General features: G+C 52.7%; 11 protein-coding genes. All 11 read right to left on the reverse strand.

What is annotated here, in order from left to right; all coding sequences use genetic code 11:
- Window positions 1-50 precede the first annotated feature (50 nt).
- Window positions 51-986 carry a UDP-3-O-acyl-N-acetylglucosamine deacetylase gene (gene lpxC / locus H8K43_RS15350; RefSeq protein ID WP_186904769.1) on the reverse strand — a complete coding sequence of 312 codons (936 nt, stop codon included), beginning with the start codon at window positions 984-986 and terminating at the stop codon, window positions 51-53.
- Between the two features lie 178 nt (window positions 987-1,164).
- Entirely contained in the window at window positions 1,165-1,671 is a 507-nt protein-coding gene (locus H8K43_RS15355) for a peroxiredoxin (protein WP_186904645.1), read from the reverse strand.
- Between the two features lie 199 nt (window positions 1,672-1,870).
- Window positions 1,871-3,070, reverse strand: coding sequence for a cell division protein FtsZ (gene ftsZ, locus H8K43_RS15360; RefSeq protein ID WP_186904770.1), 1,200 nt, complete (start codon window positions 3,068-3,070; stop codon window positions 1,871-1,873).
- 122 nt (window positions 3,071-3,192) lie between these two features.
- The gene (gene ftsA, locus H8K43_RS15365; RefSeq protein WP_186904646.1) at window positions 3,193-4,425 is read right to left on the reverse strand and encodes a cell division protein FtsA; all 1,233 of its coding nucleotides are present in this window, start codon (window positions 4,423-4,425) and stop codon (window positions 3,193-3,195) included.
- Entirely contained in the window at window positions 4,422-5,204 is a 783-nt protein-coding gene (locus H8K43_RS15370) for a cell division protein FtsQ/DivIB (protein WP_186904647.1), read from the reverse strand. Before H8K43_RS15370 ends, ftsA begins: the two co-directional genes overlap by 4 nt.
- Window positions 5,205-5,233: 29 nt before the next feature.
- A complete protein-coding gene (locus tag H8K43_RS15375) occupies window positions 5,234-6,193 on the reverse strand; it encodes a D-alanine--D-alanine ligase (RefSeq protein ID WP_230404015.1) in 960 nt (319 codons plus the stop codon).
- A 72-nt stretch (window positions 6,194-6,265) separates the two neighbouring features.
- Window positions 6,266-7,651, reverse strand: coding sequence for a UDP-N-acetylmuramate--L-alanine ligase (murC, locus tag H8K43_RS15380; RefSeq protein ID WP_162020747.1), 1,386 nt, complete (start codon window positions 7,649-7,651; stop codon window positions 6,266-6,268).
- Window positions 7,648-8,754 carry an undecaprenyldiphospho-muramoylpentapeptide beta-N-acetylglucosaminyltransferase gene (gene murG / locus H8K43_RS15385; protein ID WP_230404016.1) on the reverse strand — a complete coding sequence of 369 codons (1,107 nt, stop codon included), beginning with the start codon at window positions 8,752-8,754 and terminating at the stop codon, window positions 7,648-7,650. The genes murC and murG overlap by 4 nt, the downstream gene beginning before the upstream one ends.
- Window positions 8,751-9,884 (reverse strand): putative lipid II flippase FtsW, encoded by a 1,134-nt coding sequence (gene ftsW / locus H8K43_RS15390; RefSeq protein WP_230404043.1) that lies wholly within the window; start codon window positions 9,882-9,884, stop codon window positions 8,751-8,753. The genes murG and ftsW overlap by 4 nt, the downstream gene beginning before the upstream one ends.
- 83 nt (window positions 9,885-9,967) lie before the next feature.
- Window positions 9,968-11,470, reverse strand: a complete 1,503-nt coding sequence (murD, locus tag H8K43_RS15395; RefSeq protein WP_186904649.1) for a UDP-N-acetylmuramoyl-L-alanine--D-glutamate ligase — start codon at window positions 11,468-11,470, stop codon at window positions 9,968-9,970.
- Between the two features lie 64 nt (window positions 11,471-11,534).
- Complete coding sequence (gene mraY / locus H8K43_RS15400) at window positions 11,535-12,704, reverse strand: phospho-N-acetylmuramoyl-pentapeptide-transferase (protein ID WP_186904650.1); 1,170 nt, start codon at window positions 12,702-12,704, stop codon at window positions 11,535-11,537.
- Window positions 12,705-12,720 lie beyond the last annotated feature (16 nt).

Consider the following 12,720-nt stretch of genomic DNA (forward strand, 5'->3'; position numbering starts at 1 on the left):
GAAACGCGGTGCTTGTACGCTAATACCTGTGCGCTAGTCGCTGTGTACGGTCAGGCGGCCACCCATTCACGCTGACTTTGTTCTGCATAGGTGATGGGCGCGTTTTTTTCATCATCAAAACTGACGATTTCATACGCATCCGGTTGTGATAACAGTACACGCAATAACTGGTTATTCAAGCCATGACCAGATTTATGGGCGGTATAGCTGGCCAGTAATGGATGCCCGATCAGGTATAAGTCACCGATCGCATCCAGAATTTTATGGCGTACAAACTCATCATCGAAACGCAATCCATCGGCATTCAGGATGCGGTACTCATCCATCACGATCGCATTTTCCATCGAACCGCCACGCGCCAGTCCTATGCCACGCAGCATTTCCACGTCCTGCATAAAGCCAAACGTACGGGCCCTTGCCACATCTTTCACGAACGAGACTTTTTCAAAATCGACCACGGCAGTCTGCACCGTACCGTCTACTGCCGGATGATTGAACTCGATAAAAAAGTGCAATTTAAAGCCATCAAACGGTTCCAGACGCGCCCACTTTTCACTGGCACCTGAGCCTTCACGAATTTCGACCGGTTTCAATACACGGATAAATTTTTTGGCAGCATCCTGCTGCTGCAATCCGGCTTGCTGCAATAAATACACGAAAGACGAGGCGGAACCATCCATGATGGGGATTTCTTCTGCACTCACATCGATATATAAATTGTCCACACCCAGACCGGCACACGCAGACAGCAGATGTTCGACCGTAGAGACGCGCTGTCCGTTATTGGTCAGCGTGGAAGCCATACGGGTATCGCCGACTGTGGTCGCGGATGCAGGAAACACCAGCGGTGGCTGTAAGTCAGTACGGGTGAAGACGATGCCGGTATTGACAGGCGCGGGACGCAGCACCAGTTCGACCTTGGTACCGGAATGCAGGCCGACACCGACGGTTCTGACAGTTTGTTGGATAGTGGTTTGCTTTAACATATGCGTATTATAGCGATTCACGACAATTCATATCGTCAGCGATGAAAAAGCACTAAATTATTCACAGTAATGTGGTGTGGGCCGGACACTGTCCGTCAGGCTTGCGCAACGTCACTGGGTGTTTTTGATAAAAAAATGCCAGGCGCAGACCTGGCATTTTTATCACGAGTGCAAACGATCAGCCTAACTGAGCCAGCAGTGTTTCTGCATTCGATACTTCAAACTTACCACCAGCTTCTACGTTGAGCTGAGTGACCACGCCATCCACGGCGAGCAGCGAGTAACGCTGGGAACGGGTGCCCATGCCAAACTGGCTGAAGTCTGCATCCAGACCCAGTGCCTTGGAAAAAGCCGCATTACCGTCTGCCATCATGCGAATAACGCCAGTCGCTTTTTGATCGCGGCCCCAGGCACCCATCACGAAGGCATCATTGACGGACACACACCAGATTTCATCCACGCCCTTAGCTTTCAATGCAGCAGCATGTTCGATATAGCCAGGCACATGTTTTGCCGAGCAGGTTGGTGTGTAGGCACCAGGCAGACCAAAGATCGCGATGGTTTTACCTTTGACCAGATCAGCTACCTGGAAAGTGTTAGGACCCAGTGTGCAGCCCTCGCCTTCCACTTCTATGAATTCCGCCAGACTTGCTGCTGGGAGTTGATCGCCGATCTTAATCGTCATGATGTTTCCTTTCAAAATAGGTAAGTTGACACGTGTTGATCCACATCAGAAAAACCGCATTTTTCTGATCAGGCTGAAGTATGCATCAAGGCGCAAAGTTTTGCTGGCCTGCGTTTTTCGTGCGAAACGTAAAGATAAAAAAACCTCGCCGCAGCGAGGTTTTTTCAGACATATCAGCAGCGCTGATTAGTCAGCATTATCAGTCAGCCTGTTTGCGCAGGAAAGCTGGAATGTCATAGGTTTCCATGCCATTTTTTTCCAGAGCGCGTACTGTATCTGATGCAGATTCACGACGCCATACCGCTGGTTTGCTGAGTCCGTCAAACGCAGGCACTGCATTCACCATACCGTTGGAAACAGTGGTCGTTGTCATTGCTGCAGCCGACATTACTGTTTCGTTATTGGTACCGGTACGCAGCACCGGAGTTTGTACCAGCTGGATATTTTTCTTACCACGCCCTAGGCCAGTTGCAACCACAGTCACACGGATATCATCACCCATGGTGTCGTCGTAGGCGATACCCTGAGCAATCGAGGCGTCCGGAGCTGCAAACGCGCGCACAGCAGCCATGACTTCCTTGATCTCTTTACCTTTCAGACCACGGCTGGCAGTGACGTTGACCAGTACACCGCGTGCGCCGGACAGATCAATACCATCGAGCAAAGGAGAAGCAACTGCCTGTTCTGCAGCGATACGGGCACGATCAACGCCGGAGGCTGTTGCGGTACCCATCATTGCTTTGCCCTGCTCACCCATAATGGTTTTGACGTCGTTGAAATCGACATTAATGTGACCTGGTACATTAATGATTTCAGCGATACCGGCAACCGCATTATTGAGCACATCGTCAGCATGTTGCAGCCATTCGATCATGCTGTCGTCTTCATAAATCTCTTCGAGCTTCTCGTTGAGAATAATGATGAGCGAATCTACATGCTGGGTCAGTGCATCCAGACCTTCGTCAGCGATGTCCATGCACTTCTTACCTTCGTAAGAGAATGGCTTGGACACAACCGCAACGGTCAGTGCACCTAATTCTTTGGCGACTTGTGCCACCACAGGAGCAGCACCGGTACCGGTACCGCCGCCCATACCGGCAGCAATGAACACCATGTGTGCGCCACGCAGTGCATCTTCGATGCGCGCGCGCGATTCTTCCGCCAGCTGACGACCGACTTCCGGTTTCATACCAGCGCCCAGACCGGTATCACCGATCTGTATCACATTGTGTGCTTTCGATGCGAGCAAAGCCTGCGCATCTGTATTTGCAGCGATAAACTCAACGCCGGACACACCTTTGTTGATCATATGCTGAACCGCATTACCGCCTGCACCACCCACGCCGACAACCTTAATTACGGTGCCTTGTGTGGCGTTATCAACCATATCGAACTCCATCATGACTCCTCCAGGTAGGCAGTTATCAGTCGCTAATGATCACGGATGAGACGACTAGCGACTAATAACTGTATATCAGACCATTATAAAATGACTACACCAAATGTGGTACAAAAAGCTGCTTAAAAATTCCCCAAAAACCACTCTTTCATGCGCTGCCACACCGCTTTAGCAGAACCTTCCTGCCGTATCACGAGATGACCGCGCAAATACTGCTTCTTCGCTTCCAACAACAACCCTAAAACTGTCGCATAACGCGGGCTGCGCACCACATCTGCCAGCTGTCCGCTGTAGGCTGGCATACCCAGCCGGGTCGGCTTCAGGAAGATGTCTTCCGCCATCTCCACCATACCCGGCATCAATGCCGATCCACCGGTAAGCACGATGCCCGATGACAGCACATCTTCGTAACCCGATTCACGCACCACCTGATGTACCAGTGCGAATAATTCTTCGACACGTGGCTCGATCACAGCCGCTAATGCCTGACGTGATAAAGAACGTGGGCCGCGATCACCCAGACCCGGTACATCCAGCGTATCCGAAGGATCAGCCAGCACCTGTTTGGCGACGCCAAAACGAACTTTGATTTCTTCCGCCTCTGAAGTCGGTGTGCGCAGCGCCATCGCAATATCATTGGTGATCTGATCACCGGCGATAGGAATCACCGCAGTGTGACGTATTGCACCTTCACTGAATACCGCAACATCCGTGGTGCCGCCACCGATATCGATCAGCACCACACCCAGTTCTTTTTCATCGCGCGTCAGTACGGCTTCGGCCGATGCCATCGGCTGTAAAATCAGATCCGAGACTTCGAGGCCACAACGGCGTACGCACTTCACAATATTCTGTACCGCCGACACCGCACCGGTCACGATGTGCACTTTGACTTCGAGGCGGATACCGCTCATACCGATAGGCTCACGCACGTCATCCTGACTATCGACGATGAATTCCTGCGGCAGGGTATGCAGTAATTGCTGATCGGTCGGGATGTTGACGGCCTTGGCCGTTTCTATCACACGCGACACGTCAGCTGCGGTGACTTCCTTATCCTTAATCGCCACCATACCGCTGGAATTGAAGCTACGGATATGGCTGCCGGCGATACCGGTATAGACGCGACTGATTTTGCAGTCCGCCATCAGCTCCGCTTCTTCCAGCGCGCGCTGTATCGATTCAACGGTCGCCTCGATATTGACCACGACACCTTTTTTCAGGCCTTTCGATTCATGCTGGCCCAGGCCGATGACTTCATGACGGCCGTCAGTCATCACCTCGGCAACCACGGCCACGATCTTGGATGTCCCGATATCGAGACCAACGATCAGATTTTTAGCGTCTTTTGTCATGTCTTTCCACTTGCTTTTATTTGTTTTTTTGAACCCACAGCGCTATGACTGGACTTTAAAGCCAGACCATTCGGGTAACGCATATCCACACTCTCTATACTATCTTGCAGACTGGCGATTAACTGTGGGTAAACCGTCATAAGGCGATCAACCCGGTTTTTCAGTGTTTCGCTATCCTGCACCCGGCCCAGTTCCACATTCATGCCATTATTGAGTTTCACACTCCAGGCATAGCGTCCCGAGTAATTCACGCCATCGGGTTCCAGACCAATTTTCTGAAACCAGCTTTTAAACTGCATATACTGCGACAGCACTTCTTTTTCACTGCCATCCGGCCCGGCAAAAGCGATCAGATCGGCGTCTTCTTCTGCTTCCGCCAGATTCGCGGTGAACACATCGCCTTTGACCGACAACAGCTTACCCTGATCACCCCAGGTACCCAGCGCAACATGCTCATCCAGCGAAATCACCAGCCGGTTCGGCCATTCTCGCTGTACCGATGCTTTCCTGACCCAGGGTACGCTTTCAAACGCAGCGCGAACAGAATCCAGGTTCGCAGTAAAAAAATTACCGCGTATCTTAGGAATCGCATTATTGCGTATCGTGAGTGTATTCACGTGGCGCAGGCTTGCATGATTGACGCCTTCCACTTTGATCGTGGCCAGCGTAAACATGGGCCTGTGAATCACCCACCATACACCCGAGGCGATCAGCGCGAGCAATACCAGGCCAAACAAGGCATTGGCGGTATTGTTCATCAGTCTGACGTCATGCCACATAAAATTTACACTCCGCTCCGCATGTCTGCTCAGGACTTCTCACCCGAAATTTTCAGGCGTGCTGTCTTCAATATCTCTACACATAAATCTTCATAACTCATACCCACTGCCTTGGCCGCCATAGGCACCAGTGAATGTCCGGTCATACCAGGTGAAGTATTGATCTCCAGCAGGAAGGGACGCTGATCCGATTCGCGCACCAGCACATCGATACGTGCCCAGCCTTCACAATCGAGGGCACGATAGGCGTCCACTGCCATTTTCTGGATAGTCGCACTCAGTTCTGCATTCAACGGTGCCGGGCACAAATACTTGGTATCGTCAGTGAAGTATTTGTTTTGGTAATCGTAATTGCCTTCCGGCGCCACGATCTCAATAATGGGCAAGGCATAGGCTTGTTCACCACGGCCCAGGATAGCGACCGTGAATTCACGACCTTCAATAAACTCTTCTGCCAGCACCACCTCATCAAATTGCGCGGCGAGAGTATAAGCCTGTTGTATGTCAGCAGTATGATTGACTTTGGTAATACCTATGGTCGACCCTTCATGCGGCGGCTTCAGTATCATAGGCAAGCCCAGATTCTGACCTAAAGCCTGCAAATCGGACTGTCCATTCAGTACCGCATAGCCCGGCGTGCTGATACCGTGGGTTTGCCAGATACGCTTGGTGAAAATTTTATCCATCCCTATCGCGCAGGCCATCACACCGCTGCCAGTGTAAGGAATATTGCATTGTTCGAGCACGCCCTGCAGGCTGCCGTCTTCGCCATAGCGGCCATGCAGCGCGATGAAAACGCGGTCAAATTTTTCCGCCTGCAGTTCAGCCACGCTGCGTTCAGCCGGATCAAACGGATGCGCATCCACACCCTTGCTGCGCAAAGCAGCTAATACGCCGTTACCGGACATCAGCGAGACTTCACGCTCAGCAGAACGACCGCCGAACAGCACGCCTACTTTACCCAGGGATTGCATATCAAAATCACTCATTTTCGTATCTCGGTTTTCAGTATTCTGTTTTCTATTATCAGTTTTCAGATTTCAGTCTTCGCCTGACTATCTTTACTGATTGTGCGCTAATTTTCCCGGTATGCCACTGATCGATCCGGCACCCATCACGATCAGCACATCACCGTCCTGCAAAACATGCAGCAAGCCATCCGGCATATCCTGGATAGACTCAATAAACACAGGCTCGACCTTACCCATGACACGCAAAGCGCGTGTCAGTGCACGACCGTCCGCGGCCTGAATCGGCGTTTCACCGGCCGCATACACCTCGGCCAGCACCACCGCATCGGCAGTGGAAATCACACGCACGAAGTCTTCAAACAAATCACGGGTCCGGGTGTAACGGTGGGGCTGAAACGCCAGTACCAGACGGCGATCCGGATAAGCACCGCGCGCCGCAGCCAGCGTTGCCGCCATTTCCACCGGATGATGTCCATAATCATCGACCAGCGCAAAACTGCCACCCTTCGCCAGCGGAATTTCGCCATAGCGGGTAAAGCGGCGGCCTACACCATTAAATTCACTCAGGGCTTTCTGGGTCGCACTGTCTTCCACGCCGACTTCACGCGCAATCGCAATGGCGGCGCAGGCATTCTGCACATTGTGCATACCAGGCTGATTCAGACTGACCTGCATATCAGCATAGCCTTGCTGGACCACAGTGAAATGCATCTTTCCACCACCCGCATGCGCATCGACCGCACGCACATCAGCCTCTTCATGAAAACCATAGCTGACGATGGGCTTGGAAATCTGCGGCATGATTTCACGCACATTGGCATCATCCAGGCACAACACAGCCACACCGTAGAAAGGCAGACGCTGGGTGAATTCCACAAAAGCCTGTTTCAAACGGCCAAAGTCATGGCCATAGGTTTCCATGTGATCCGCATCGATATTGGTGATCACTTCTATCACTGGCAGCAGATTGAGGAAAGACGCATCCGATTCATCGGCTTCCGCCACGATGAAATCACCGCTGCCGAGTTTGGCATTCGCACCGGCGCTGTTCAGGCGGCCGCCAATCACAAAGGTAGGATCTAAACCACCTTGTGCCAGCACGCTGGCAACCAGACTGGTGGTGGTGGTTTTGCCATGGGTACCGGCAATCGCAATACCGCTTTTCAAACGCATCAGTTCTGCCAGCATCATGGCGCGTGGCACGATAGGAATGTGACGCGCACGCGCAGCAAGCACTTCCGGATTATCGGCTTTGACGGCAGTTGATGTGACGATCGCATCGGCACCGGCAATGTGTTCTTCAGCATGTCCCAGTTTCACGTCAGCACCCAGTTCTGCCAGCCTTTGCGAGGCGGCATTGGTGCTGAGGTCGGAGCCGGAAATGGTATATCCAAGATTCAGTAAAACCTCGGCGATACCGCTCATACCGGAGCCGCCAATACCGACAAAATGAATATGTTTGACTTTGTGTTTCATGCTAATGCTTCCAAAATAGTGGCGATCTGCTGCGTCGCCGCGCGTTGTCCCAGTTGATGCGCTGTCTCTGCCATACGCTGGCAATCAGCACGACTCAGGGCGGACAACTGTGTTGCCAAAGCTTCGGGAGTAAGCCCGCTCTGGCTGATAAAAATTGCGGCCTGCTGCTGCGCCATCCATTCCGCATTCTGCTTCTGATGCGAAGTACTGGATGCCATGAAGGGCACCAGAATACTCGCGACACCTGCGGCTGTTAATTCAGACACGGTAATCGCACCGGCACGGCAAATCACCAGATCGGCATCGGCATAACGGCGCGGCATATCATCGATAAAATCGAGCACCTCGGCTTCAACCCCGGCTTGCTGATAATTCGCACGCAAAGCGGCAATATGCTGTTTGCCGGATTGATGTGTCACGACCGGACGCTGTTCCGGTGCCAGCAATGCCAAGGCTTCAGGCAGGGTTTCATTGAGCACTTTTGCACCCAGACTGCCACCCACGATCAGGATGCGCAATGGTCCCTGACGCTGCGCATAACGCTGCGCCGGTGCCGGCAGTTCGCAAATCTCACGCCGGATAGGATTGCCGGTCAGGCGCAACTTTCCATTCATCTGTGAGCCGCCAGACATTCCCGCTGCCGGTAAGCCAAACAGTAAATGCTGTGCCAATGGCTGCAGCACTTTATTCGACAACAGCAAAGCGGCATCCGCATTCATCAGTACCAGCGGCACACCACGGCAGGCAGCCATCACGCCGCCAGGGACGGTCACATAACCGCCCATGCCTAACACCACATCCGGTTTGCGCTGGCCGATCAGGCGATAGCAAGCGATGAAACTGCTGATCAGTTTCCAGGCACCGGTCAGGCTGTGACGCAGGCCTTTACCGCGCAAGCCACGGAAATCCAACGTATCCATAGCGATGCCGTGTTGCGGCACAATCTGATTTTCCATACCGGCTTGTGTGCCCAGCCAGCTGACCTGCCAGCCGCGCTCACGCATCATGTCGGCAATCGCCAGCCCAGGAAAAATATGACCGCCAGTACCGGCCGCCATAATCATCAGTGTTTTCTGAGTGCTGCCCGCGTTGCGCTTGATCATAAGCGGCCTCCGCGCATCAGTACCCGGTTCTCAAAATCTACCCGTAACAAAATCGCCAGTCCTACACAGTTAATCATCACACCTGAACCACCATAACTCATTAACGGCAAGGTCAGTCCTTTGGTTGGCAGCAAGCCCAGGTTCACACCCATATTAATAAAGGTCTGCACGCCTATCCATAAACCTATGCCCTTGGCAGTCAGGCCAGCAAACGTCTGATCCAGCGCGATCGCCTGACGGCCGATTTCAAATGCGCGTTTAACCAAAAAATAAAACAGCAGGATCACGGCAGTCACACCGAAAAATCCTAATTCTTCACCGATCACGGCCAGCAGGAAATCAGTATGTGCTTCCGGCAGATAGTGCAGCTTCTCTACACTGGCACCGAGGCCGACACCAAAAATCTCACCACGACCAAACGCGATCAGGGAATGCGTGAGCTGATACGCCTTACCCAGTGCATGATCTTCCTGGAAAGGATTCAGGTAAGCAAAAATCCGCTCCCTGCGCCACGGCGACAACACAATCACCATGGTGAAAATACCGACCAGCGTTGCTGCGATACCGCCAAACCAGATACCGTTAATACCACCCAGGAATAAGATACCCATCGCGATACAAACGATCACCCCAAACGCACCCAGGTCCGGCTCCAGCAATAATAGTAAGCCGACTACCGTTACCGCCGCCATCATGGGCAGAAAACCCTTGGTCAGCTTATGCATGTATTCCTGTTTTCTGACCGTGTAATCCGCTGCATACAAAACCATGAACATTTTCATGAATTCAGACGGCTGCAGGTTGATCACCTTCAGAGAAATCCAGCGCTTCGCACCATTGACGCCCTTACCCAGACCCGGCACCAGCACGATGACCAGCAAAATCAGGGTAGCGACAAACAAATACGGTGCCAGCTTTTGCCAGGTGGCGACCGGAATCCGGAAGGCAAATGCAGCAGCCACCATAGAAATCAAAATAAACATCCCTTGCCGCAGCAGGAAATGATTGTTCTTATAGTTCGCGTATTTCGGCGAATCCGGTAAAGCGACAGAAGCGGAATACACCATCACCATGCCGAATAACATCAGTATCATGGTGACCCACACCAGCAGCTCATCGTAGTTCATCATTTTGGAGCGATGCACCAGCTGCGTCTCCGGCCCCGGGGCCGAAAACGGGAGTAATTTCTGCAATGGAAGCAATAACTGCTTCATCAGCAGACCTCCCCGCGTTCCAGCGCGATCTCACGCACACTGGCAATAAATACTTCGGCACGGTGCGCATAATTGCGGAACATATCGAGACTGGCGCATGCCGGCGATAACAACACGATGTCGCCTTCCTGCGCCAGCGCTGCGGCCGCTGCTGTCGCGGCTTCCAGTGTGGCGTGGTCTTGCAGCTCAACGCCGCTCTCTGCCAATACCTGACGCAGCACGTCTTTGTCTTTACCGATCAGCAGTACTGCTTTGGTATAGCGGCTGACCGGATCGCTTAAAGGAGAAAAGTCCTGGCCCTTGCCATCACCACCGGCAATCAGCACGATGCGTCTGGCACCCGCGCCTAATTGCTGGCCCAGTCCGGTTAAGGCGGCGACAGTAGCGCCAACATTGGTGCCCTTGCTATCATCGACATAATCGACGCCAGCCACAGTCGCGACGCTCTCTACCCGGTGTGGCTCACCTTTGTATTCACGCAGCGCATGCAGCAAAGGCGCCAGTGGCAAACCTATGCCACGGCATAGTGCCAGTGCGGCCAGCGCATTGCTGGCATTATGCTGGCCACGAATCTGCAAGGCATCCACCGGCATTAAGCGCGTCAAAATCACAGGGATTTCTTCTGCCTCTTTTTTCTTGCGACGGCTGCTCACGACCGGGATATCTTCAGCCGGATTAGCGGTGACCAGCCAGGTCATACCATGTTCATGCAACAGGCCCAGATCATGCAGATAATCGGGCGCGGAACAACCAAAACTCACCACTGCAGCGCCGCTCTTCGCCATGATCATGACTTGCGCATCATCGCGATTGAGTACCTGTACCGTACCTTCGCCAAATATTCTGGCCTTGTCCTGACTATAGGCAGCCAGGCTGCCATGCCAGTCCAGATGATCCTGGCTGATATTCAATACTGTCGCCACATCCGGTTTCAGGCTATACGTGCTGTGTAACTGGAAGCTGGATAATTCCAGTACCCAGACCTGCGGCAGCGTCTGCTGTTCCACACATTCGAGCAAGACATCGAGTACCGCCGGGCTGATATTGCCCGCAATCCGGGTTTGCAAGCCTGCGCGTTCGCACAGCAAACCGACCATGCTGGTCACTGTGGTTTTACCATTGGTGCCGGTGATCGCAATCACTTTGGGTTGGTACGCAGTTTGTTCACGCAAGTCCTGCAAAGCCTGAGCGAAGATTTCCATCTCGCCCCAAACCGGGATTTGGCGTTCCTGCGCCAGCGGCAGCAATGCGGCTAATTCTTTGCCGGGTGCCAGACCAGGACTGACAGCAATCAGCGTGATTCCGTCCAGCAAAGACGGCTGAAACTCGCCTGCCACAAACTCTGCTGGTGTAGCGAATTGCGCAAGCGCAGACAAACGCTCAGGCTGGCTGCGGGTATCCGCCACACGCAGGGTGGCACCGGCACGCGACAACCAGCGCGCCATTGCCAGACCGGACTCACCGAGCCCCAGAACCAGTACGTGTTGATCAGAATAATTCATACCCGGCTACATCCACTTTTTCTCAATAACGTTACAAAAAACACGAGCTGCTTTGCGTATTGGATTAACGCAATTTCAGCGACGACAAACCGATCAGCACCAACAACATGGTAATGATCCAGAAGCGCACCACTACCTGCGTTTCTTTCCAGCCTTTTTTCTCAAAATGATGATGCAGCGGCGCCATCAGGAATAAGCGGCGACCAGTGCCATAACGCTTTTTGGTGAACTTGAAATACGAAACCTGCAGGATGATGGACAGGGTTTCTGCGACAAAAATACCGCCCATGATGAACAGCACGATTTCCTGTCGGACGATCACGGCAATAGTTCCCAAGGCACCACCCAACGCCAATGCGCCGACGTCACCCATGAATACCTGGGCCGGATGGGCGTTAAACCACAGGAAGGCCAAACCCGCACCTGCCATCGCGCCACAGAAAATCAGCAATTCACCGGCACCCGGAATATAGGGGATCAACAGATATTTGGAATACACCGCGTGACCGGACAAATACGCAAACAAGCCCAGCGCCACACCGACCATGATGATAGGCATAATCGCCAGCCCATCCAGACCATCGGTGAAATTCACCGCATTCGAGGTGCCCACAATCACGCAATAGGTCAGGAAAATAAAGCCCCAGACACCGAGCGGATAACTGATCGATTTAAAGAAAGGCACGATCAGATCTGCCTTCGGTGGCAGATACATGCTGAAACCCGACTGTACCCAGGCATAAATCAAATCCAGAATTTTGGAGCCACTTGGCGCCGATACCGAAAACGCGAGGTAAAACGCAGCCGCAATACCGATCACCGATTGCCAGAAATACTTTTCACGCGAACGCATGCCTTCCGGATCTTTGTGAACTACCTTACGATAGTCATCGACCCAGCCGATCGCACCATAACCCAGTGTAACGATCAGCACGATCCAGACAAAACGGTTACTCAGATCAGCCCACAATAAAGTAGAAATCCCTATCGACAGCAAAATCAATGCACCGCCCATGGTCGGCGTACCGGATTTGACCAGATGCGTTTCCATTCCATAGGCGCGTACTGCCTGGCCAACTTTCATGCGGGTCAGCATACGTATCACCGCCGGTCCGGCAAAAATGCCGATCGACAGTGCAGTCATGGTGGCGAATACCGCGCGGAACGTGATGAATCCAAAGACGCGTAGCAATCCCAGATCTGACTTAAAATATTCTGCTAACCAAAGCAACATGCTAAAAACTTCCTAT

Source organism: Cognatundibacterium curvum, assembly GCF_014284235.1.
Classification (GTDB): Bacteria; Pseudomonadota; Gammaproteobacteria; order Burkholderiales; family Burkholderiaceae_D; genus Undibacterium; species Undibacterium curvum.

Coding starts and splice junctions, on each gene's coding strand:
- lpxC (WP_186904769.1), bottom strand. CDS start 986: ATGTTAAAGCAAACCACTATCCAACAAACTGTCAGAACCGTCGGTGTC.
- ftsW (WP_230404043.1), bottom strand. CDS start 9,884: ATGATGAACTACGATGAGCTGCTGGTGTGGGTCACCATGATACTGATG.
- H8K43_RS15370 (WP_186904647.1), bottom strand. CDS start 5,204: ATGTGGCATGACGTCAGACTGATGAACAATACCGCCAATGCCTTGTTT.
- murG (WP_230404016.1), bottom strand. CDS start 8,754: ATGATCAAGCGCAACGCGGGCAGCACTCAGAAAACACTGATGATTATG.
- murC (WP_162020747.1), bottom strand. CDS start 7,651: ATGAAACACAAAGTCAAACATATTCATTTTGTCGGTATTGGCGGCTCC.
- ftsA (WP_186904646.1), bottom strand. CDS start 4,425: ATGACAAAAGACGCTAAAAATCTGATCGTTGGTCTCGATATCGGGACA.
- H8K43_RS15355 (WP_186904645.1), bottom strand. CDS start 1,671: ATGACGATTAAGATCGGCGATCAACTCCCAGCAGCAAGTCTGGCGGAA.
- mraY (WP_186904650.1), bottom strand. CDS start 12,704: ATGTTGCTTTGGTTAGCAGAATATTTTAAGTCAGATCTGGGATTGCTA.
- murD (WP_186904649.1), bottom strand. CDS start 11,470: ATGAATTATTCTGATCAACACGTACTGGTTCTGGGGCTCGGTGAGTCC.
- H8K43_RS15375 (WP_230404015.1), bottom strand. CDS start 6,193: ATGAGTGATTTTGATATGCAATCCCTGGGTAAAGTAGGCGTGCTGTTC.
- ftsZ (WP_186904770.1), bottom strand. CDS start 3,070: ATGGAGTTCGATATGGTTGATAACGCCACACAAGGCACCGTAATTAAG.